Genomic DNA, 23,142 nt, shown 5'->3' with positions numbered 1-23,142 from the left:
GCCTGCGTTGCAATAGTCCGAACTCTCGCGTGGGGCCGGTGCGGATGGCAAGGTCGGCATGGTGTTTCACACAATCGATAACCCGAACTGTCAGGTCCAGCGCAAGCCGAAACGGGTATTTTCTCTCCTGATATCGCGATATATAGCGAACCCGAAACGTAGAAGGGAGACTCAGCACGCCGTCGCAAAATCGTGATATTTAAAGAAAATCGATATCTACGACTTTCATTCACTGCCGAATTTATGGCCATGATGCCAGGATGGAAAAAACCGATTCCCTACGCATCGCCATACTCGAGGACGATGCGGCTTTCCACACCGCCATGGCCAATGCCATTAATGCCCAGCCGGACATGACGCTCCATGCCACGGCATCGACCAGGGCTGCCGGTCTGGCCATGCTGGACGGGCCTGCGGCGGATGTCCTGCTGGCCGATATCGGCCTGCCTGACGGTTCGGGGCTGGATGTGATACGTTCCGCCGTCGAACGCTGGCCGCACTGTGCGGTCCTGGTCAATACGAGTTTCGGGGATGAGGCCGATGTAATGGCCGCCATTGCGTCGGGGGCGGCGGGATACCTGCTCAAGGACAGTGATGACAGCCAGCGCATGGCCGACATCCGCAGCGTCCATCAGGGCGGCAGCCCGATCAGCCCCATGATCGCGAGGCAGATCCTGTCCCGCTTTCGCGTTCATCTGCCCCAGTCGACCGGGCGCGACCGTTCCCCTCTGTCCGAACGCGAAAGCGAGGTCCTGCAAAAAATCTCGCAGGGTTTCACCTCTGCGGAAATTGCTGTCGAGCTACAGATCTCGGCCCACACGGTACAAACCCATATCAGGCGTATCTATCGCAAGCTTGCTGTCACATCGCGGATGGAAGCCGTCACCCTCGGCCGCCGCCAAGGGTGGCTCGATGACTGAACCAAAGAGCGACGACGGACCGAATAACGACTACGCCGGATATAACGGAGCCAGCCCCAGCGTCCGGTACTGGCGACGCGCACTTCTGCTTGGCTGCGGCGCAATCGTTGTGGGCTTTGTCCTGCTGCTGCTGGTTCGCATGCTGTACGATCCGGCTTTTAGTCGCTCCCGCCCGTTATGGACGCAGTATTTCCCGACGGCGGAATTCCTGAAACAGGAGACCCTGACCGATCTGAACGCCCCGCAGGCTGATGAGATTATACCCCACGGCCCTGAAGGTGACTGGAAAGAGGTTACACTTCCCTATACCGGCATACCCCGGACCAAGGTCATTCCTGCCGCAAGCCAGGGCCATGCAATGACAAGCTGGTACCGTTTCAAGGTAACCCCGCCAACCGGGCTGGGGACAATGAGCAACGATATCAGCTTCTATCTGCCGCGCTGGAAAACCGAAGGGCGCCTTGCCATATACCAGAACGGCCATCTGGTCTGGCGGTCACATGGTGACATCATCTGGAACAGCTTCAACCGCCCGGTGCTGATCGACCTGCCAGACCCGGGAGCTTCCGTCATCCTGCTGCGCATGGACACCCTGCCGGGGCTGGGCGGGGCGATCACCCCCGCCTGGGCCGGTCAGCATAATGCGCTGTTCTGGCGCTATCGCATTCGGCTGGCCCTGCAATGCATTGTACCCGGCATATTTGCTGTGGTACTGCTCTCCATGGCTGTCGTTCTGTTCTTCGTGGCCGTGGCCCGGCCGGACAGCGATCTGTATCTTCTCTTTGTTTTCGCCGCCATTCTCTATACGACACGCATTCTGCATTTTCTGGGCCCTCTCGACCCGACCGTTCTCTCTCCCGTGTGGTTCGGCTGGGCCACGGTCAATTCCATGTGCTGGCTCATTGTCGTAGGCTGGCTGTTCTGCTGCGGCCTGGCCGAGGTGGAATTTCCATGGCTGAAACGCCTGCTGGTCTGGGGCATGATCGTATGCAGCGTGGCGACATCGCCGCTGTTTCATTCATCGGCCACCATTTCGGCGCTGGCACTGTGTGCCTATATTTTCTGCTTTATGCTTTCCACCCCGACCATGCCGCTGCTGATGGCGGCCATGTGGCGACGGCGGTCGGGCTCGGGCATGTTGCTGCTGTTCTGGAACATGCTCATGTTCCCCATTGCGGTGCACGATATGCTGATGGCCAATTATTATGTCAGCATCGGGCATATCTACCTGCTGCCCTATATCACGCCGGATCTGTTCCTGAGCTGCCTGTATATTCTGTGCCGGCGCTATATCAACGCACTGGGTCAGGCCGAACGCAGTAACCAGCTGCTGGAGACGCGCCTGCGTGCACAGGAAATGACGCTGCGTGATACTTACGAGCGGCTGCACCAGATCGAACAGCGCGAACTGCTGGTGGCTGAACGCCAGCGCCTGATGCGCGACATGCACGATGGCCTGGGTTCGACCCTGACAGGGGCAATACACCTTGCAGACCATGCGGCATCCCATGCGGTGCTGGCAGAAACACTGAAAGACTGCCTGTTCGACCTGAAACTGACCGTCGATTCACTGGAACCTGTTGACGCCGACCTGCTCATGCTGCTTGCCAACCTGCGCTTCCGCCTTGCGCCCAGACTACATGCGCAGGGCGTCATGCTGGAATGGGCCGTCACCCCGTTGCCGCCACTCGAATGGCTGACCCCATCCTCCGCCCTGCATGTCCTGCGTATTCTGCAGGAAGTCATCACAAATATTCTCAAACATGCGCAGGCCAGCCATATTCGGCTGTCAACCACAACAGAGCACCCAGGCATTCTTGTCAGGATCGAAGACAACGGCTCGGGATTCCGCCCCGATACACGCACCAGCCAGGGCCGTGGGCTCCACAACATTCACTGGCGCGCCAATGCTTTGGCTGGGCGTGTCGACTGGCACCTGGGTAGCCCGGGCACGCATTTCATGCTCTGGCTGCCGATCGAGCATCCCGCAGTTTCTGCCTGACAGTGACCTGCCGGAAAATATTTTCTTTCAATCACAGTGAATTACCTGCCTGATCGCATGCAATCACCACTGCGGTCACATTATCCGTCGCCTTTTGGGCAAGTGCCGCACCGATCAGCATGGCTGTGGGGTCGAGGTCCGGCATGACGGATAATGCAGCGCCGATTTCGGCTGCATTCAGTGTTTTGGTGATGCCGTCACTACAGAGAAGGAAGCCATCACCGGGGTGCAGTTTCCCGATCACCTTGTCCAGCACCAGTTCATCCTCACCCGCGCCGATTGCTCGCGTAATAATGTTCGCATGGGGATGGGATTCCGCGTTTTCGGGGCTGATCTGCCCTGCATCGACCAGTTCCTGCACCAGACTGTGGTCCTGCGTAATCTGGCTCAGCGATCCCCCACGATAGAGATAGGCGCGTGAATCTCCGGCCCAGAGGCATGCGAAATGCCCGTTACGGATGACAAGGCAGACCAGAGTGGTGGCAATTACCACATCGCTCCCCCTGCGTGCGGCCTCCTGCCGCAAGGACGTATCCGCTACGGTCACGGCATGACGGATCGCGCCCAGCATTTCCGGGGCCGAGGACAGGCCGGGAAGGGCGTCCAGCGCGTCGATCACAGTGGTTGCGGCGACATCACCCGCCTGGTGGCCACCCGCACCATCCGCCACGGCCCAAAGGCCAATATCGGGGCGGTTGAGAAGACGGTCTTCATTATGCCGGCGTTTGGGACCGGCATCCGTCTTTGCCCAGGAACGTATCATCTGACCTCTGTCGGAACATGGGAAGGAACATGGGAAAAAGTATTATCGCACACCAGTTCCGCCGCCATTGTGGCAGGCGGAAGACATGCCAGTTCGAACCGGGCAGGACCGCGCGACGGCCCTCCCTGTGTCCACCAGCCAGGCACGGCCGGCAGACGTCGGGATATGGCAGGCTCATCCAGCCTGTGCCGCAGTGCCGTTACAGCCGTATCATCTACCACGGAGCAGATGGCTGCCTCCGCTGCCTGGTCAAGCCACGCGGCTCCGTCAAGCAGGGGGGCGAGATCCGGGGCCTGTGCACAGACCATAAACGGGTAACATCGCCCAACCCGGTCCATGCTGGGCATCCATACCCCCAGCAGCGCCTGCGGACCGCACGCGCCAGCAGGCAGCGCAAAATGCCAGACAGGGGCGACCATCCAGGCGTTGCGCCAGTCCGGGCCAATGGATTGCATGATGCTCAGCAGGCATTCACGGCACCACAGATCCAGAGCGGCAACCGTAGCTTCGCAAAGACCATGCCGCACAAAATCGCCCTGTGATGGCAGCTTGCCGAAAAAACCCGTCCCGGCAGGGCAAAAGGGTAAGGCGGTATCAGTCGTCATAACGTGGGACAGCGGAAAGATGACATCAACCCCGGCACAAAAGGATTGAGCACCGATGTCGCGCCAAGCGTATAGCTGACGGTATGCCCTCCGATATCGAACGTCAGGGTATAGCGGTCCGCCCCACCTGCTTGGGCAATCCGCCCCTGGCTGAACAGATGAAACATTGCCCACGGTCCCGATGCGCTCAGTTGCAGGGGCGGACCACCTGCGGCCAGTGTTATTGTCAGGCGTGCCGTCTGCATGCCGTCATTCCCCGGCCATGACACGGTTGTCGCCACCTGCGGGCCCTGGGCGTAGGTCACATTCACCCCGCCGAGTTGCAGCACCGCCTGCGTTGCGTCAGCCCCCAGGGAAAGAGGGGTTAGCGTAAACTGGACCGCAGGTTGCAGGCCGGATGCAAAAAATGCCTGCTTGATGGTCTGCGCACGCTGAAAGGCGACCAACGCCCCCTGACCGATCGGCGGCGCCACACCGTTGACGGCCTGAACCCGCCAGACAGGCTGCGACATGTCGACAAAAGGCTGAACCTGCTGGCTGAAAAAACTGTCCAGCAGACCGTTGGGCGCGAACAGACGGGCAAAATCACCCATAGGAATATCGGTATTCGACGAGGCAATAAACGGGTAACGTCCGGCAACTGCCTGCTGGCACAGTTGCGCAGGCCCCCCCGCGCCGTTGAAAGCGCTCCCCGCCGCCTTGGCAGCACTCCCCCCACGCAGATCGTTGACGTTGCGGGTCAGGCTGCCCAGCCACCGGCTGACCGGTAGCGGAGCGGTCGAAGCCTCACCCGCCAGAAGAGACGCTGCATCCCCGCCCTGCAGGGACATGCCAGCCCCCCCTGTCGGCGCCATCAGGGCCGCCATCTGCTGATGCAGATTGGTTATAAGGTTCAGGGTCATGGACAGAGGAGACCCGCTACCCGCACCGACATAGGTAATCAGCGGGGCATAATAGGCGCCAACCTCACTGCCGGGTACTGCCGCCTGATTATCCGCACCCGCACCGGTCTGGGCTATAAGCCCTTTCAGACTGGCCTCCGCCGCGTTTGCATTCACAGCAGCAGCGCCCGCCTGCAGGGCCGCCTGGGCGGGCCCGGCAGTAGGGGCGGGCGGGGCTGAAAGCTGCATCTGTGTCACGGCACTGTTCAGCAGCCTGAGCATGGGAGACTGGGGCGACGACAGGACATACAGGTTCTGCGCGGCCTGAGCGGCGTTTGTGGCCGGCTTCAGGTTCAGGTCAGCCAGCATGGCATCCCAATGAGCTTCGTAGTCCTTGGAATAAAGTGCAAGCACGGCACCTTCCAGCCCCGCAATTTCCGGACTTGCGGGGTCGACAGCCATCTGCGGTCCCAGCACCCAGCTTTCGTCGGTGACGTCATGCGTGACATGCGCCAGCGCTGGCAGCATGACAGTGCGGAAGCCCTTGAGGGTATAGAACCCCGGAATACCTTCATTCAGCGCCTTGCCCGAAGCCCGGCTGAACAGCGGCACCCCCGCAGCACCCATTTCCTGTGCGGGAACCCACGGGGCCAGGGTTGCCGGCGCAGAATCGCGAATACGCGAGTAGATCCGCTCAGCCGGGGAGACATGGGCAAAGGTCGTTCTGGCGGCATCGACCAGCGTGCCATCCAGTGCGACCTGGGGCAGGGGAGCGTTCAGCAGCGCATCCAGATGCTGTTGCAGCTCCGCACGCTGCTGTGCCCGGGCGGGCCCGGGGTAAAGCCGTTCCCAGTCCAGTTTCATCCATGCCCTGACCAGCGCGGGGTCGATCGGGCCTTGCCCGCCAAGCATCAGATAGACGCGTGTGACCTGATAAAGGAATTCCGGCCTGTCGAAGCCACCACGCATTTCCGCTTCCAGTTGTAGGATCATGCGTGGCAGCAAGGCGTAATCGAGCGCGTGCCGATACGTCGCCTGTGCCGCCGCGGCCAGCTTGCCGGTCTGGCTCAGCCCCATGCTCAGGCCGTCATCTCCGCCAGTCCGGTCGTCCGTACCGAAGGGGAGCGCGCGTGCGGCGTCGAGCAGCGGCAGGATGCTCATGACATCGCTGTCGCGCACCGGGTCCAGGGGCAGCCCGCGGGCAATATGTTCATAAGCGCGCAGGGCGGCATTGCTGCGTTCGATCGCATCCGCATTGCGGGCCCGGCTTGCCATTAAACCGGCAAGTATCAGGACAAACGCCACGGTCACGGCACCGTATCCGCCAGCCCGCAAAGCCATAAGCCGACGCCTGCGGGCCGGGGCCATGCTGGCCAGCATGGCTTCGCCGAACATGACGCTACCCAACAGATGCCGCAGAAAATAGCTGCGCCCCTTGACGGGACGCAGGGCAGGGGCACGCGCCTGGTCTATGCCATAGGACCGTGCCAGTGCCCCGGTCAGCCGGTCGAACGGTGTGCCTTCCTGCGTTCCGGATGTGAAATAGACCCCACGCAGAAAAGGTGCGGGGTCGAGCAGCGACGCGCCAAACGCTTCTGTCAGGAAACTGGACAATGGTGCTTGCATGCTTGCGAACTGCGACGGAAAAGCCGCGATCTGCACGCGTTTTTCGGGACTGCGTTCGCGTTGCAGCAGGTCGATCAACCGGTCGTCCAGCCGCTGGCACAGCAGAGCGAATTCCGTGTCCAGCGCGCCAATGGGGTTGGCAGCCGCGGGGTCGAAGGTCATGCCCCAGACTTGGGCCCGGCGTTCCTCATCCAGATCATCGTAGAATTCGCTGAAACCCGCCAGCAGGTCCGCTTTTGTCAGCAGCATATAGACCGGCAGCCGCAGGCCCAGCCGTTCTGTCATGTCACGGATACGGCGGCGTATTGCCTGGGCATGGGCCGTACGTTCCGAGGCCGTCATGCCAGCCAGATCGGCCAGCGAGAATGCGACCATCACACCGTTGAGCGCCTGACGTTTACGGGTGCGGCGCAACAGGTCCAGAAACGCGTCCCATCCGGCGGTGTCGGTGCCGTTCGCTGAATCCTGGGTTGTGTAACGCCCGGCAGTATCGATCAGCACGGCCTGATCGCTCAGCCACCAGTCGCACAGGCGCGTGCCACCCACACCCGCTATAGCGGTGTCGTTCAGCGGGAATGTCAGCCCCGCATTGAGCAGCGCCGTGGTTTTACCCGAACCCGGCGGCCCGATGATGACATACCACGGCTGTTCGTACAGGTAGGCGCCCCGACCGCGCGCCCTGCGCAGAACGGTCAGCGCCTCTTTCAGCCTGTCGGCCAGGGCCGCGACCTCGGCGGCGGCGGCCTGATCCATGACAGTGCCAGCCGCATGGCTGCCCGCAACCCCCTGGGCCAGAGCGGCATCGCGCCTGCGCCGTTGCCAGTCGATAGCAAGGTTAAGACCGACCCAGAGTGCGGCCAGCAGCAGCACACCCGCAACACGGGGCCATAAGGGCGCCAGCATGGACAGGAACGGCCCGAAGAACCAGAGCAGGGTGCCCAGCACGGCGGTCGCGACGCCACTGAGAAACCAGCGCGCAGTCAGGATGGCGACAATCTTGCTCATGTCTCGCTCAGTTTCCAGAAAGATGGTCTAGGACGATTTCGATACGCCGGTTCTGCGCCCGCCCGGCGGGAGTGCCATTATCGGCAACCGGGTCGGCGGCCCCCATGCCATTGGTCATGACACGGGCGGCGTTGCCGATTGTCTCGTTCAGCACTGCCCCCGCGGCCTGCGCGCGGGCGCGTGACAATTCGAAATTGGAGGGAAAGCGCAGGGTATGGATCGGCTGGTTATCGGTATAGCCGGTCACGCTGACCTGTCCTGTTTCTGCCGCGAGGGCGGTACCGATCTTGTGCAGCAGCGGCAGCGCACCGGGCTCGACCGACGCCGAGCCCGACGCAAACAGACCCTGGTTGTTGATCCGCACCATGGGCTGGCGTGGCGTGCCCAGAACACTGACCTGTCCCGCTGCAATTTCGGGCTGCAGGAATGTGGAAAGGCGTTGCAGGACGGTAGGCCCACTGGATGGCGCCTGTGCGGGCGGCGTTGCCGGCTGGTCCCGCAGAATGTGCGGCATGCTCGCAGGCGGAGCCGCCAATGCGGTGGAGAAAGCGGCGTCCGAACGGTGACTGAGGGAAAAAAGCGACTGGGCAAAAACCAGCCCGAGAACCCCCACGGCCAGCACGCCCGCCGTCCAGACAGGCACACCCCCACGACCGCTGCGAAACGGGGCATTCACGCCCTGCCAGTGCGGAGACAATGCGGCATCGCCCCGTGGCTTCTGACGACGGATAATTTCATATGTCTCTTCACGCAGCCTGTCGATTTCCGACACACCGCGCGGGGTCAGGCGGTAGCGCCCCATATATCCAAGGGACAGGCAGAAATACATCAGCTCCAGCACGGGCAGGAACCGACCGGGATTCTGCCTGATCTGTTGCAGCACATCAAAAAACCGCTCGCCCGAACGCACTTCCTGATGAAAGGTCGAAACAAGCGAATGCTGGGCCCATATGCCCTGACTGCCCCATGGGGTGGCGAGTATGACGTCATCCAGACTGGCGCATAGGGCGTAATGCGCGGGACGGAGCTGCTCGAGCGGGATGTCGGCTGCACGGGCCTTGTCCTCGAAAGTGCGCAGTGCACGCACCGCGCGTTGACGCAGTTCAGTCTGGTTGGGCGGAGTGCGCAACTGCCGCAGACGCCCCAGAAGCTGCAAAAGTGGTCCGGCGGCGCCGAGCAGGGGACCGCCACCCATTTCAATTGTCTGCGCGGCTTCCGGCGCACGGGGCACAGGCGTTTGCGTCGGGGCGGCCATGAAGGCCGTGGCCTCTGATTCGGGGGGGAAGGATGCGCCCCCGCCAAAAGCCGGGGACGACTGGGCTGCACCCGGCTTGCGCCCACCCGGCATGGGGCGGATGACAGTCCGGTCCGAATCATCGGGTTCTGCAAATGGGTTATCGCTGTTCATTATGGCTCTCCCGCCCTATGGCCGTGCCGCGTCATCCACGGATCGCCCACAGATCCATGCGCAGACCGGGAAAATCGCCCGATACATGAATCGCGAAACCACCCGAGTTGCGCATCTGCTGCCAGTGCGGACTGTTGCGATCGAGTTCGAAATAGGTTGCCCCCGCGTGGAACGGGATCTGGCGGGGGGCTACGGGCAACGGCCGGATGGCAATGCCGGGCAGGGCGACATTCACCAGTTCACGGATCTGTTCGACAGCGCCGATCTTGACCTGCGCGGGAAACAGTCGACGCAGCGTCTCGGTCGGGACATCGGCCTGCACGCTCAACACGAAATTGGCGTTCTGGAGCACGGTACGGTCGGTAATCGGCCCCACATGCACCCCATGCCGACGCTCCTGCAGGGGAATGGCCACAGCATTCGTTTCCATGACCGAAGACAGGGCACGGCGCAGATCGGCAATGACCGGACCGAACGCACGCTGCAAATCTTCGTGCCGATACCCCGGATAAGTGCCCGGCCTCCGTTTTGTATCGGTAAAGGTGGCAAGCTCGCCCGCCATCTGCACACAGGCGCTGTACAGTGTTTCGGGGTGAATGGCGAAGGCGTCGGACCAGTGCTGCAACAGCCCCTGCCAGCGGTTGAGCGCCTGAAGCAACATGAAATCCGCCACTTCAGCCACGCCGCGCGTATTGGGTGCCGCCAGACGTGTGGCCAGGGCCTCACCACGCTGGTTGATCATGCCTGCCAGTTCCACGACAAGCCCCGACAGGGACCGCGACACGTGGCACAGCAAGGCGGGCGGTATCCAGCGCTCGTCAAGGGTAACGCGCCGGTCGGCGGAGACTTCAATGATCCGGGCAAGCGGAATGCACAGATAACCGGAGCGGTCGTCGGTATCGAGCAGGTAGCGCAGCTTGAGGCGGCCTACCAGAATATCGGCTGGCTGGGGCGAAGCCGAATGCGTATCATAGGCTTCGAACACGGCGGGGCTGTAGCGTCCTTCCGCCCCGGGGTCGGCCGATGCGGAAATTTCTACCGCGCCGGGCTGCCGCACCGGCAGCGCCAGATGCACAAGCACGCCACGCGCGGTGTCGGGTACATCCAGCGGCGGAGGGTGATCGGCCTCTCCGGGCAGGGAGAACGGTGTTCCGTCCTCGAACACACCGGCCGCCGCCGACAGCGCGAACCGCCCTGTGCCCAGAAGATCCTGGTCCGTTGTCATCTGTGTCAGACCCCAGCCATGGGGCTGCAACCCCGCAAGCCTGGCCCGCAGCCCGGCCTCCAGCCAGCGGTCCTGCTGCTGGAAGTGCTGAGAGCGGATGAACATGCCCTCCTGCCAGATCACACGATTGGTCCAACTCATGAGTATGTGTGCTCCGTCCGGTCCTGGTCTTTCATGACGTTCCCCGTTCCTGGATGTCGTGCAACGCTGTTTCGTAGGCACGGGCGAATGCCTGCCCGAAGACCGCGTCAAAATTGTCGGCCAGGCCGTTTGTGACCGTTTTGTATTCTTTCTCGAAAATATCGAAGGCACGTGCCTTTTTCTGGGCTGGCAGCAGGGCCATGCCTCCGGCCTCATCCGCATTGGCGCGCAGGCGCGCGGGGTCCAGGCTTGTCATCAAGGCGCGAACGGCATCCTGCATTGCGGCCATGGTCGCCAGTTCGTGCAGTCGCATGTCACGCAGCGTCTCGCTTACGGCGGTATCGGGGCGCATATCCACCCGCCGACCCAGACCCAGCAACGCGCAAAGGGCATCGTCATCATGGGCCGAAAACTTCAGCGGATTGTTCCCACGCGCCCGGATCATCGTCTGCTCGATCCGGAATTCACCCTTGATGGTCGCCCGCGCGATCAGGGCCTGCCGCAACCCCGCCACCATGGCCCGAAACGTGGCCCCCACCGCGTTCATCAGGGCCTGCTGGTCTGCCGGGGCTGGCATGTCGGCAAGCCCAGCACCCGACAGAAAAGCATTCATCAAGTCGCTGCCGCCAGCAGCGGGGATGGGTACAGCGGGTGCGGATGCTACGGGTGGGGCAGGTGTACGGGCCAGATCTGCCGGTTCGACAAAGGGGTTGCCCTGGGCCTGAGCAGGTGCTGCATCCGCCGGATCATGAGCAAAAAATGCGTCATGCTCCGGGTGTTCCGGCACTGGCGCGGTGTTCAGGCCAGTCAGAGCCGTATCCGGCACCGGTTCGGGCAGGGGGGGCTCGGGTGGAACCAAGGGCGACAGATCCCAGTCATCGTCATCGGGCAAGAGGGCACGGGACGCCGGTGGAGAGAACGCATCGCCGAAGGAAGGCACATGGTCCGCAATAGCCGGTCGTTCGCCAAAGTCCGGCTGCGATGCTGTCGGCGCGCTGAAATCATCCGGCAGGATAACCGGACCTGGCTGGAGCGGGGCTCCGAACAGGGGGTCGGCGCTTCCAAACGCCTGATGCAGGAAAGCGCTGTCCTGCGACGGCTCCCCCGTGGTGGACGGGCTGCCAAACAGCGCATCGGTAAACGGGTCATCCAGCGCAGGCGTGCTTCTGCCTCCAGCCCCCAGCCCGGGAAGGGGGGCGGCATGGTTTTCCGACGACATGGACGCATAGCCGGCAGGGGCGATCTGGGCCTCTATTTCATATGTGCCGACACGGATACGGTCGCCGCTGCGCAATTCGCGGATCGTGCCATGGCCGAGCGGGGCAGTATCGTCATTGACGAACGTGCCATTGGTGCTGATATCGGCCACCGCCCAGCCACCTTGATGAAACGCCACAATGCAATGGCGTTTGGACAGGTGCCGTTCGGGGTCCGCCAGCACCCAGTCATTGTCGGGACCACGCCCGATGCGCAGTTCCCCACCGGTAACGTGGCGTGTTTCCGGGTACACCGCATCGGGGCAGCGCAGTACGGTCAGTGTCAGGGTCATGCGGGCTCCTGCGGCAGACGCCCTGCGCCACCTGTTGCAATATCCTGCCCGGAACGCAGGAAAACCCCCAGCCGCGCATCGCGGCGGGAAGCATCCCCCCGGATGGCGGCAAGCGCGACGGCACTTGCCACGGCCGTTCCCGCAAGATGCGGGGCAGGGGGCACGGGGGGCACACCCGCCGCAGTCATGGAGGCACCACTCCAGAACGCTGCGACAGCCGCCCAGGATTCCGGGCTTTGCATCCCGGCCCGACGGGCCGTTTCCATGGCCTGGCGGCCCGTGGCTTCATCGGGCTGGCGCACCCAGTTTTCAGCCAGCTCCAGGGCATTCCGCGCAGGCTCGGGCAATGTTGCGGGGGCAGTATGCCGGGCACACATGCACGCCCACCACACGGCTTCACGCCGGGGCAGGGCATAGGCGAGCAGCCTCGCGGCTTCCGCCGCCCTGCCGGATGCCACGAGTGCCGATAACGCCTGCTCGACCGTATCGGCACGGATGGCGCTGGCTGCGATATCGTCCGTCATGCCGCTCAGTGCCAGTATATCCGCAAGATCAGTCCCTGCCAGCTTGCTGTGCGCGGACCTTTGCATTTCGCCTTTTCCCGACATCATGAATTGATCATGGTAATGCCGCCCGACAGTTGCAGAAGCGCCTGCCCGGACACCGTGACCTGAGGGGATTCGACCGTCACGCTGGCGGCCGTCAGTTGCATTCTGCTCTCGCCGATACTCAGGCTGATACCCGATGGATCGATAACGATCGTGCTGCCGCCCACCTGCAGGGTAATGGATTGCGCAGCCTTGCAGTGCATGGCCCCGGCGCTGACATCGACCGACAGGTTGCCCTCTGAAACAGTCGTGGCGTGATCGCCCCGCACCGTATCCGTCTTGTTTCCGTCGATCCGCACGGTTTCATCATGCGTGACAGACACAGAACGGTCGTGCTCGACCTCGACCACAAGATCACGCTCTGCATGCAGCAGGACTTCTTCCCGCCCCTTGGCATCATCGATCGAAAACTCGCTGAAATTTGCTCTGCCACCGTCCATCGACCGGGAGCGCCAGCCACTTCGGGTCTTTTCCGCGGCGGGAAAAATCGGCGCATTGCGGGCATTGTAGAGCCCTCCCACAGCGACAGGCCGGTTCACGTCCCCCTCTAAAAACGCGATTGCGACTTCCGTTCCCACACGCGGGATATGCTGCATGCCCCAACCATTGCCCGCCCAGGGGTGCATGACACGGACCCATAGAGTCTTGTCGGCTGAAATATCGTGCATATGATCGAAGGGGAACTGCACCTTGATCCGCCCCAGATCGTCGGTGTGTACGTCCTCGCCCTGTGGGCCAATAACCAGCGCACTGTAAAGACCGGCCATGACCGGCGCTGCAACTCCGTGCCGGGGACGATAGGCCACCGCGGCCCGGAATGCGGTAAGCCGAATACCGACCGATCCCCCCTGCTGCCCGTTGGAAACATCGTATACAAGCGAACGCACAACGTAGTCCGTACTGCCACCGCCCGCAAACGGGTCACGCTGGAGCGTAAGCCGGCCACCGGCAAAAAAAGCCGGAACCTGGCCGCTGCCCTCATACAATTCGGCCGTGGCTTCGGCCGCCTGCATCCGTGTCTTGACCGCATCGGCCACGCCACCCCGCGTATCGCGCGTTGCAGGCCACACATAATGAACGCGGCTTTCAGCACCGGAGGCTTTCAGCAGCGTGGATTCATCCGCATGCAATGTCCCGACAGAAGCCGTGTCGGTTGCAGGGTCGTAATCTGCCGCACCGATCCGGCCGGTTACCGTGACGTCGGCCCGGTCCCAGTCCTGCATCACACCCAGACCCGGAGTCACCTGATCGAGCGGTAGGGCATGCGGGGTCATGACCGGAAAAGCGGTATTGGCATCGGCCAGAATCATGCGATGGCTATGATCGTCATGCACAAAGAAATAAAAAATCCCGCAGTCATCAAGAATTCTCTGAAGAAAATCCAGATAGGATTCATTGAACTGCACGACATAGTCGCGTGGCGCGTAGTCGAGAGCAAGCCTGTTGTCGCAGGTAATTCCAAAATATGACAGGATTTTAAGAGCAATTTCCGGCACAGACATCTGCTGGTAAAAACGGCAGTCGCTTGTCTGGCCCAGAAACCACAGGCGCGGCACGACTGTCAGGCTGTAGGACCAGAGATTGTCGCCCTGCATGGGGTTCTGCACCACCGCCGAGACAATTCCGTTAATATAGCGCGCGGGCATGCCGCCCCCCCGGGGGCGAGCCACCTGAATGCTGACCGCCTGGTCCAGAAGCTGGTCCGCGTCGAGCTGCTCCGCGCCTGAATGAAGATCGACCCGATACATGAAAGGGCGGCTCAGCTCCTCATTGCCCTGCACATGCGCGACGCCAAAAGGCGCATCACGCAAAGGCGTAACAATGGAGAGAAGCTCGAGATCCATCGGCAGGGTGTCCGTCCAGAGTGAGAAGCGTGCGCCGTGTCCCCTGTTCAGGGGACTTGCACCACGAGTATTCATGAGTATAGAGATCAACAGCGGGACGGGAAAGAGGAAAAATAAAAGAAATTAAAAAAACAAGAGAAAATACAAAGGACTTTATAAACCATCTGGAATTTGCCGGTGGGTGGACGCGCGCACCCAGCCGATTGCTCTGTCCCCTGTTCTGGGGACTTGCGCGCGCATTCGCGGGGTGCGACAGTCAAGGCGCGCCTGACCATGCGAGAGACGGCCTGCCGTGTCTGTCGCATGTATAAATCTTTTGTACCGGCGCGTTATTATTTGTTTTTTCTCGTTCTGGACTGAGTATTTCTTTTTGCGCGGGCAGGTGGTGTGGTGTCGAAGGGTGATTGCACAGTATGGCGAACATGGCTGGGGGCTGGGTCCGCCGTCCTGCTCCCCGTGTCGTCCGCCTGGGCGCAGCCTTCGCTGCCCGTGCTTGAAACCTCGCCCATTCCAAGAGAGCTTCCCCAGGCAACACCTGTTCTGGGGCGTTCGCTGCCCGTTGTCCGGGAAAGGGAACGCGAGGGCAAGCTGCCGTCTCTTTCGCTTTCCATCAAGTCGGTCTCCTTTGCGGGAGCGGATGCGTTTCCCCTGTCGGTGCTGAACGGGATTGCGCAGCCTGTCGCGCATCGCCGTGTCACACTGGCCGTTCTTGAACAGACACGCCTTGCGGTCGTCAGGCTTTATCGGGAGCATGGTTTTCTGCTCTCGACCGTCTCGATGAATATCGACCGAAATGCCAATGTCCATTTCGTGGTTACGGAAGGCTATATTGCGGCGGTCAAACTGGGCCATGACATCGGGCCCGCTGGCGCAAAGGTGCTGGCGTTGCTGGAACATCTTGTCGACCGCCGCCCGCTTGCCAATGCCGAGATGGAGCGCTGGCTGCTTCTTGCCCAGCAGGTTGCCGGCATAAAGCTGCGCGCAGTCCTGCAGAACGCGAACCGTGAACCCGGGGCGCTGACCCTGATTGCCGATGTCAGCCGCCAAGCCGTATCGGCCATGATATCGGCCGATAATCGCGGGTATGAAAACACCGGACCGACAGAAGGGCTGGTGGTGGTCCACCTCAACAGCTTTACCTCGCTGGGGGACCGTACCGATCTTGTCTATTACCACACGGATGGCAACACAGATAATTTCGGACAACTGTCAGAAAACGTTTTTATCGGCTCAAGCGGTCTTCAGCTCCATGCCTATGGCGGCATGGGGCGGGCAGCACCCTCGGGTGTGTTGCGCGAAATCGACTACCACAGCCAGGTTGTAAGTTTTGGCGGGTCGCTGGATTATCCTGTCCTGCTGGGCCGCAGGCAGGCCCTGACAACGCGCCTCAGTCTTGACGGACGCGACGTGGCGATTTCCATCGGGCGGGCCGGTCTCAGCCAGGACAGCATGCGCGTGGCGCGGGCAAATGTCAGTTATGCATGGCAGGACCTGTGGTTTGGCAATGCCCTTGCAGGCACGAGCACGGTTGATCTGACCGGCTCCCAGGGTCTTCCTTTCATGGGAAGTTCAGCGAACGGGCGCAGCGCTCCACCCGGCGGGCGCAATAATGCGCGCTTTGACTTCAGAAAAATTTCACTCGCCATTTCCCGTACACAGGCGCTTTTCACGCCATGGCAGGGTGCTCTGGTCGCATTGCGGGGGGCGGCGGGCGGGCAATATACCCCGTCCATTCTGCCAACGGCGGAAGAGTTTTATCTGGGCGGCCAATCCTTCACCCGTGGGTATTATTCGGGTCAGGTCGCGGGCGACAAAACGGCCTACGCCACGGCTGAACTTCAGTTGAACGCAGCTACGCAAATAGGTGTTTTTCAAAGAAATATCGACATCAACTCGCAGCTATATGGTTTCTACGACTGGGGGCAGGCCTGGTCGAACCAGCCAGGCGGCAGCAATCCCCGTCTGGCGTCCGCTGGGGTGGGGGTCAAGGTCGGCTTCGGGCATAATTTCCAGATGCAGGGAGAGTTCGTCCATCGTCTGGCGACAGAGGTGGAGTACGAGGGCCTGGGTGCGGAAACACTGGGGCGGACGATGTTCTATTGGGGGGCGACAGTACTCTATTGACCGCGTTTTCCCCACCGACAGAACGCCACGCCACCCCGAGCGGCCACCGTGCCGCCCGGCGTGCGGCACCTTACCGTAGCTGTTTTGGCGTATGGATTGGTCTGACCTGGGCAGTAACCGTCTATGGCCAGACCGCACCTGCCGCGAACACGGTGCCGCAGGGCGGGGTCAATACAGGCGGAACGGCCACGATCGGCACACCGGTGACCACAGGTTCGACCACCACACTGACCGTGAACCAGACATCCCCCAACGCGATCGTCACATGGTCCAGCTTCGATGTCGGAGCCAAGGCAAGTGTAAACTTCGTGCAGCCCAGTAAGACCGCAATGATACTCAACCGTGTCACGGGCGACAAAACATCCAATATCGCGGGATCCATTACCGCCAACGGCGTCTTCATACTCGAAAACCCGTCCGGGGCCATTTTTTACAACGGTGCGAATGTCAGCGCCCAAAGCGTCATCGTAACACCCTCTCACCTCAACGACAGCAGTTTCGAAAACGGGGTTCTGTCATTCAGCGCGCCAACCGGCTCGTCGGTCACGTCTCCGGCGATCACGGTCAACCAGGGGGCTACGATCAGCGCGGGACAGGCAGGGCTTGTCGGGCTGGTCGCACCGCAGGTCTCGAACTCCGGCACCATTACCGCGAACCTTGGAACAATCCTGCTGGCTGGGGGCGTTACGGCGTTCACGCTCGACCTGTATGGCGACGGGCTGGTCAATTTCGATGTCACGGACAAGATTGGCGCAGGTGCTGTGGCCAAAAACACCGTTCTTGTCACCAATAGCAGCACCGGCAAACTGTCCGCCCCCGGGGGCAGGGTGCAACTGACGGCGCAGGCCGCTGACGGGGTGGTCAGCACACTGGTCAATGCCGGTGGCCACATCGACGCGGGTGAGAAGGGAAGTATTTCAATCCAGGGTATTGGCGGCAATATCACCATTGCCGGGGATCTTCTGGCCCAGGGGTCCGACAGCGCTTCAGGCGGCACTGTCAGCGTCAACGCAACGGGTGGTGCTGTCGTGACAACGGCGGCCAGCAGGATCGATACGAGCGGTGGCACGGCCAGCGGAGATGTCTCCATTCAGGCCGAGCAGTCAAGCCAGTTGGCAGGTACCATCACAACGCCCGGCAATGTCACCGTAACCACTCCGTCGCAGGCAAAGGTCACCCACACCGGAACGATCAATGCCGCCACGGTCAACTTTGCAGGCCCTGTGCAGGTCAGTTCCACCGGCAGCGTCAATGCGCAGTCGGTTGACTTTGACATGTCGGCCGAGGTGCTGGGGTCAGTCAATGCCGCGTTCATCTATGTGTCTTCCGACGCAACGCTGTCCCTCGCGGGCAACGGACAGCTCAGCACAGCATCGGCACTTCAGGATAACGGCACGTTCGATATTTCCGGTGCGTCTCATAGCGTATCGGTTGGTTCGCTCAATGGTGACGGCACCATTGCGCTGGGGGGCAACAACCTGACCCTGACAGCCGCGAGCGGCGGTGCAAATGACGTCTCGGACGGAAGTGCATTTTCTGGCAGCATCACGGATGGCGGGCTTGCAGGCGGTGTCGGCGGCAGCCTGACCGTCAACAGCGGCACCCTGATGCTGTTTGGCGACAACACCTATACCGGCCCAACCCTTATCGACACCGGTGCAACGGTGCGGCTTGTGGATGGCAGCATTGCCAGTTCCCGCTCCGTGATCGCTAACGGCACGTTCGATGTCTCATCGTCATGGGCGCCACAGATCACGTCACTGGCGGGGAATGGGTCGGTACTCCTGGGTGAGCAGGGACTGACCCTTACCAATGCCGCGGGTTCATTCGGCGGGGTCATCGCCAACGGGCCCGATCAGGAAAGCGTCGGCAACGGCCTGAGCGTGACCGGGGGCACCCAGATTCTGTCGGGCCAGAACACCTATACCGGCACGACAACGGTAGAGGCCGGGGGCACCCTTCAGCTCGGAAACGGGGGGCAGGGTGGGAGCGTCGCCACCGATATCGTCAATAACGGCACCCTGATTATCGATCGCGACGCGGACACCGTATTGAGTAGCGCCATTACCGGCACGGGACAGATGCAGATCGAGGGTGGCGGCACACTAACGCAGGCTACGGGCACAGATATTTCGCAATCCCTGATTTCAACGGGCGATAGCATCTTTAATGGCAGTATCCTGCTCAATGGGGACAATACCGTTCCGGCACTGGGCCACATGGCGGCAACAGGCGACATCAGCATACGCACCAACAGCGCACTCGACCTTACCGGGTTGATCAGCACTCCGGGCACCCTGACAGTCCAGAACGCCGGCACGTTACGCGAGAGCGCAGACGGCGCTATCAGCGCCGGTGTCCTGACGACGGGTGCAGGTGCCGTGACGGGGGATACGGTTCTGTCCGGCGCAAATACCATTGGCACACTGGGACGTTTTGTCGTCCAGAACGGCACATTCGCGCTGAACACTACATCGCCTCTCGCACTGGATGGCCCGCTGGTCGCTCATGCGGTCGACGTGACAGCAGCAGGGAACCTGACCCTGGGCGCGGGCGGCAGCCTGTTCCTTTCCCCCCGTTCCGCAACCGATCTCAGCACGCTAAGCGTTACCGGCACCGGAGCAACGCTCCAACAGGCGGGGACTTTCTATATCAATGACGGTCCTTTGCAATCCGCCTATGCCAGCACGCCCGCCACGGTAACACTTGCCCTACCCGGAACGGGCAGCATGACCCTGGGCGGGGCGGGCGGGCAACTTCTTGCGCCGAGCACGAACCTTGTCCTGCGCCTGGGGGATCAGGCCACGGTAACGGGCAATGTCGATCTGCTGTCGCTGACCCTGTACGGTGGCGCAGCGGCCGATATGGACGGAACGCTGGGCGGGGTAACAGGCACACAGGCGGCCGGCAAGGCGCTTGCCTACTCCGCCGACACGACGCGCGACCGTTTCAATGGCTGCGTATTCGGCGCCACCACATGCACGACACCCGATACAGATCCGGGGACAGGTAACAACACTCCCGCGCCGACGAACCCCGACACCACCGCACCAACGCAAAACAGACCGTCGCCGCAGACCAGCGCGTTTGTGCCCGTCATTGCCAATCCGCTATCCAGTTACGGTTCCCAGAACAGCGGAAGCGGCAACAGCGCTGGCACCAGCCTGCTCGGTGTGAAGGGAAGCGAGCCGAAAGACGCCCTGGGCAGCAATCCGCTGTTCAGTTACAGCCCCCGGACGGGGCCAAAACACAGGACCGACAGCAGCATTTATCTGCCGGGCGTTGCCGGGCAGGATTATTGAGCGTGCAGCACCCGTCATCTCACACCGCCAGGCAGCGTGGAGCGCGCTACGGCTTAGCAATCGGACCTGGGGTCTGCCAGCTCATATTCTGTGTGTTTCTGGCGCTCGTCTGCTCGGGATGCACGCACCCTCCCGCATCGGCCTATGACACTGGCAGCACTGACGACACTGCGGCCAACACGCTACCTGCCGGGCAGGACAGTTCGGGAGCGTCCTGTACAATACAGACGCAGGGCAGCATGCGGGACCTGTATTGCGGCGACTGGGACCAACCCAGCGGACATGTCCAGATCGAGCCCCTGCACCGGGACGAGACCACAGCCAGCGAAGACGCGTTACTGGCCCGACTGGCTGCATCCAGCCGCTGGCGGGCCGGGCTGGACGCGGGCTACGCCTGCGACGCCCCCAAAGCCTTACGCATCCACGACGATCAGGCCGGACGGCTGATAACCTGCCGCCAGCGCCAGGCAGGCTGGCCCTATGTGGGCATTGTGCAGGTGCGGGCCGGACGGGCCTATTATGCCCAAGGTGTGCAATCAGCCCTGCCAGCGCTGCTCAGGGCGGTCGATATCGTGAATGGCAGATCTACACCGGAAAAGACCACAGCCACACCAGACAGCGCCGTCAACAGCCGTCTGGTGGGGCGGCTGGCCGCGCATGCGTTCAGCACAGGCGATATTCGTGAATATACGCGCCTGATGGCCCTGGGCGCACGGGCCAACCAGGCGGAAGATTTCCCGTCCGCCGTGCTGGCTTACCGGGCGGCACTGGCTCTGCAGCAGAAACAGCTTGGCGTGGATGCTCCCGGCACCATAGGCGCCATTCTGGCACTGGCGCTCAATCTCTCCAATGAAGGACGTTATGCCGAGGCACAGGCACAGTTTGCCGCGGCAGACCGGCTCCTGCCCCGGAGCGACGACCCGACGGCGCCTGCGGCGGCACTTTACGATCAGGCATTGGATAAACTCAATCAGGCCATGCCGCTCGCGGCCATTCCCCTGCTGCGCGACGCCCTGTCGCGTTACGAGAGCCTGCTGCCACCCGGCCTGCTGGATACAGCAGCGTCCCCCCTTTCGCCTTTTGCACAGACCGAGGGCGCGGCGCTGCTGGGGGCCCAGCTCAGCCTGAGCGACCCGCTGACCCAGACCGCCACCCTGGGCGCCATAGAGGTCTGGCGTCATCTGGCACTCGCCCTGTACCAGACGGGCGATGTACAGGGCAGCGACGCGGCGATCGCGCGAGCAGACCTGATAGCCGAACGCTCCGATGCAACATCCTCAGCCATGGCCGGGCGGTTGCACCTTACCGTGGCAGCCCTTGCCATTGCGCGTCATCATCACACCCTTGCGGCGCGTGAACTCGACAAGGCGTTGCACAACTTCGATACCGGCATGCCGGAGTCACGGCCCATGGCGGAAACCATCCTGCTGCGCGCCGCCGCTCTTTCTGCGAACGGAGACCGGCCAGCCGCACTCGATAACTGCCGCCGGGGCATGACGCTGCTGCACGCCCTGCGCCGGGGCGCATCGGCCCGTCTTATCGGCCCGTGCCTGGATATTTATGCCGCCACGGCCGACAGCACCCCCACACAGGCCGATGCTCTTCATGCTGAAATGTTCGAGGCGGCAGAATGGATACAGGGCAGCGTGACCGCCCGTCAGATCTCGTTGGCCGCGGCCCGCCTGTCATCGTCATCGGGCGACCCGAAACTGGTTGCGGCAATACGGGCCCAGCAGGACGCACAGCAGAAGCTCGAAACCCTTTACCAAAAACGCGACCAGCTTGCCGAACTGCCCCATGAAGGCGATCACCATGCCGATCTGGCCGGGATAGACAGGGAGATCGCCGCAACACATGCGGCCTTGCAGCAGGCCGCCATGGCCGAACAGGCGCTTGTGCCCAATTACGGCCAGCTTGTGCAACAGGCAGTTCCCGCCAGAAATGTGCTCGAACGCCTGCGACCGGACGAGGCCTTTTTTGGCGTGACAAGCACGCCCAGCCACACCTGGCTGTTCCTGCTGCATGCCGGGCACGTGGTCGTCGCACAGAATGGCCTGAGCGACAACGACATGGCGGCACTGGTTGGCAAGGTCCGGGCCTCCATAACGCCAGGGCAGGATGGGCTGCCGTCATTCGCCATGGAACAGGCGGCAGCAATCTACAATGCCACACTGGGTCCTGTGGCAAGCAGCATGGACGGGGTCCATGAACTTGTCATTGCTCCATCGGGCGCATTGCTGGCGCTCCCATTCGCCCTTCTGCCGACCGGGCCCGCAAAAGCCGACGATCTAGCGCATGCGCCATGGCTCATCCGCAAGGTCAGTCTGGCCTATGTCCCCACAGCGGGGAATTTCGTGGGGCTGCGCAAGGCCGAGGGTACATCCATGGCGCATCGTCCATGGTTCGGACTTGGAGATTTCCGGCCCGCCAGCCTGTCGCAGTCCAGCGCAACATTGACCGGTGCAGGCTGCCACGCCAGTGCCGAAGCCTTTGCCGGGCTGCCAGCCCTGCCTTATGCGCGACTTGAACTTCAGGCCGCGTCAGCCATTTTCGGCGCAGGCGCGCAGGACCAGCTTCTGGGAACACAGTATACCGCGCCGAACGTGCGCCAGGCCTCTCTGGGCAATTACCGGATCGTGCATTTTGCAACGCATGCCCTGTTGCCCACAGACCTGCCCTGCCTGGCGGAACCGGTCATTGTGGCCTCCACTCCGCCTACGGCACCAGACCTGAAAGACGCGCTTCTGGATGCCGATATCATAGGAGCACTCCACCTGGATGCGGACCTTGCCCTGCTGTCAGCGTGCAATACGCAGGGCGGAGCACAGGGGGGGGAGGCACTTTCGGCCCTGGCCCGCAGTTTCTTTTACGCAGGCGCGCGCGCCGTCATGGTCACGCAATGGTCGGTCAACGATCAGGCCTCCGCCTATCTGGTGGCGTCATCGCTGTCGCATATCCATGACGATCGCTCGGGCGGGGTGGCCGCCAGTCTGCGCGCGGCGCAACTGGCGATGCTGCAGGATGCGGCGGCAAGTCCGTCATCATCATTGGGCAATCCGTTTTTCTGGGCTGCCTTTGTCGTAATCGGCGATGGGGGAAAGCCAGCCCCTTCCGATATTCCGCCCATGTCTTTATAGGA

13 protein-coding genes are annotated in these 23,142 nt (G+C 62.1%); 5 read left to right on the top strand and 8 right to left on the bottom strand.

Going from position 1 to position 23,142, the window contains the following annotated elements:
• Positions 1–260: 260 nt before the first annotated feature.
• Together ABF990_RS01930 and ABF990_RS01925 are read left to right on the top strand one after the other, a co-directional pair.
• Complete coding sequence (locus tag ABF990_RS01930; RefSeq protein WP_415490178.1) at positions 261–920, top strand: LuxR C-terminal-related transcriptional regulator; 660 nt, start codon at positions 261–263, stop codon at positions 918–920.
• A complete protein-coding gene (locus tag ABF990_RS01925) occupies positions 913–2,922 on the top strand; it encodes an ATP-binding protein (RefSeq protein ID WP_415490177.1) in 2,010 nt (669 codons plus the stop codon). Before ABF990_RS01930 ends, ABF990_RS01925 begins: the two co-directional genes overlap by 8 nt.
• Before the next feature lie 31 nt (positions 2,923–2,953).
• Here the strand turns inward: ABF990_RS01925 and ABF990_RS01920 are convergent, their stop codons facing one another.
• The 8 genes from ABF990_RS01920 to ABF990_RS01885 are packed head-to-tail and all read right to left on the bottom strand — an operon-like array spanning position 2,954 to position 14,577.
• Positions 2,954–3,685 (bottom strand): PP2C family protein-serine/threonine phosphatase, encoded by a 732-nt coding sequence (locus tag ABF990_RS01920; protein WP_415490176.1) that lies wholly within the window; start codon positions 3,683–3,685, stop codon positions 2,954–2,956.
• Positions 3,682–4,290, bottom strand: a complete 609-nt coding sequence (gene tagF, locus ABF990_RS01915) for a type VI secretion system-associated protein TagF (RefSeq protein ID WP_415490175.1) — start codon at positions 4,288–4,290, stop codon at positions 3,682–3,684. The genes ABF990_RS01920 and tagF overlap by 4 nt, the downstream gene beginning before the upstream one ends.
• Complete coding sequence (tssM, locus tag ABF990_RS01910) at positions 4,287–7,802, bottom strand: type VI secretion system membrane subunit TssM (protein ID WP_415506453.1); 3,516 nt, start codon at positions 7,800–7,802, stop codon at positions 4,287–4,289. Before tssM ends, tagF begins: the two co-directional genes overlap by 4 nt.
• A gap of 7 nt (positions 7,803–7,809) precedes the next feature.
• Positions 7,810–9,210, bottom strand: coding sequence for a type IVB secretion system protein IcmH/DotU (icmH, locus tag ABF990_RS01905; RefSeq protein ID WP_415500454.1), 1,401 nt, complete (start codon positions 9,208–9,210; stop codon positions 7,810–7,812).
• Positions 9,211–9,241: 31 nt separating this feature from the next.
• Complete coding sequence (tssK, locus tag ABF990_RS01900; RefSeq protein WP_415500453.1) at positions 9,242–10,576, bottom strand: type VI secretion system baseplate subunit TssK; 1,335 nt, start codon at positions 10,574–10,576, stop codon at positions 9,242–9,244.
• Between the two features lie 31 nt (positions 10,577–10,607).
• Positions 10,608–12,125: a type VI secretion system-associated FHA domain protein TagH gene (tagH, locus tag ABF990_RS01895; RefSeq protein ID WP_415500452.1), complete on the bottom strand. Its 1,518-nt coding sequence runs from the start codon at positions 12,123–12,125 to the stop codon at positions 10,608–10,610.
• Positions 12,122–12,715 (bottom strand): DUF6931 family protein, encoded by a 594-nt coding sequence (locus ABF990_RS01890; protein ID WP_415500451.1) that lies wholly within the window; start codon positions 12,713–12,715, stop codon positions 12,122–12,124. Before ABF990_RS01890 ends, tagH begins: the two co-directional genes overlap by 4 nt.
• Before the next feature lie 17 nt (positions 12,716–12,732).
• A complete protein-coding gene (locus tag ABF990_RS01885; protein ID WP_415500450.1) occupies positions 12,733–14,577 on the bottom strand; it encodes a type VI secretion system Vgr family protein in 1,845 nt (614 codons plus the stop codon).
• Between the two features lie 390 nt (positions 14,578–14,967).
• Here ABF990_RS01885 and ABF990_RS01880 point away from each other — a divergent pair, with 390 nt between their 5' ends.
• The 3 genes from ABF990_RS01880 (at position 14,968) to ABF990_RS01870 (ending at position 23,140) form a co-directional block, all read left to right on the top strand.
• On the top strand, positions 14,968–16,701 hold the full coding sequence (locus ABF990_RS01880; RefSeq protein WP_415500449.1) for a ShlB/FhaC/HecB family hemolysin secretion/activation protein: 1,734 nt from the start codon (positions 14,968–14,970) through the stop codon (positions 16,699–16,701).
• A complete protein-coding gene (locus ABF990_RS01875; protein ID WP_415500448.1) occupies positions 16,698–20,003 on the top strand; it encodes a beta strand repeat-containing protein in 3,306 nt (1,101 codons plus the stop codon). Before ABF990_RS01880 ends, ABF990_RS01875 begins: the two co-directional genes overlap by 4 nt.
• 239 nt (positions 20,004–20,242) lie before the next feature.
• Entirely contained in the window at positions 20,243–23,140 is a 2,898-nt protein-coding gene (locus ABF990_RS01870) for a CHAT domain-containing protein (RefSeq protein ID WP_415500447.1), read from the top strand.
• Positions 23,141–23,142: the final 2 nt, after the last annotated feature.

This window comes from Acetobacter sp. (assembly GCF_047723915.1).
Lineage (GTDB): Bacteria > Pseudomonadota > Alphaproteobacteria > Acetobacterales > Acetobacteraceae > Acetobacter.
Note: the sequence above shows the minus strand (reverse complement) of the source record. Positions and strands in the feature narration are given on the sequence as shown.

Bases quoted from the DNA above. Each gene is read 5' to 3' on its own strand.
- ABF990_RS01870 (WP_415500447.1), top strand. From the start codon at position 20,243: ATGCGGGACCTGTATTGCGGCGACTGGGACCAACCCAGCGGACATGTC.
- ABF990_RS01885 (WP_415500450.1), bottom strand. From the start codon at position 14,577: ATGGATCTCGAGCTTCTCTCCATTGTTACGCCTTTGCGTGATGCGCCT.
- ABF990_RS01930 (WP_415490178.1), top strand. From the start codon at position 261: ATGGAAAAAACCGATTCCCTACGCATCGCCATACTCGAGGACGATGCG.
- icmH (WP_415500454.1), bottom strand. From the start codon at position 9,210: ATGAACAGCGATAACCCATTTGCAGAACCCGATGATTCGGACCGGACT.
- ABF990_RS01920 (WP_415490176.1), bottom strand. From the start codon at position 3,685: ATGATACGTTCCTGGGCAAAGACGGATGCCGGTCCCAAACGCCGGCAT.
- tssK (WP_415500453.1), bottom strand. From the start codon at position 10,576: ATGAGTTGGACCAATCGTGTGATCTGGCAGGAGGGCATGTTCATCCGC.
- tagH (WP_415500452.1), bottom strand. From the start codon at position 12,125: ATGACCCTGACACTGACCGTACTGCGCTGCCCCGATGCGGTGTACCCG.
- tagF (WP_415490175.1), bottom strand. From the start codon at position 4,290: ATGACGACTGATACCGCCTTACCCTTTTGCCCTGCCGGGACGGGTTTT.
- ABF990_RS01925 (WP_415490177.1), top strand. From the start codon at position 913: ATGACTGAACCAAAGAGCGACGACGGACCGAATAACGACTACGCCGGA.
- tssM (WP_415506453.1), bottom strand. From the start codon at position 7,802: ATGAGCAAGATTGTCGCCATCCTGACTGCGCGCTGGTTTCTCAGTGGC.
- ABF990_RS01890 (WP_415500451.1), bottom strand. From the start codon at position 12,715: ATGCAAAGGTCCGCGCACAGCAAGCTGGCAGGGACTGATCTTGCGGAT.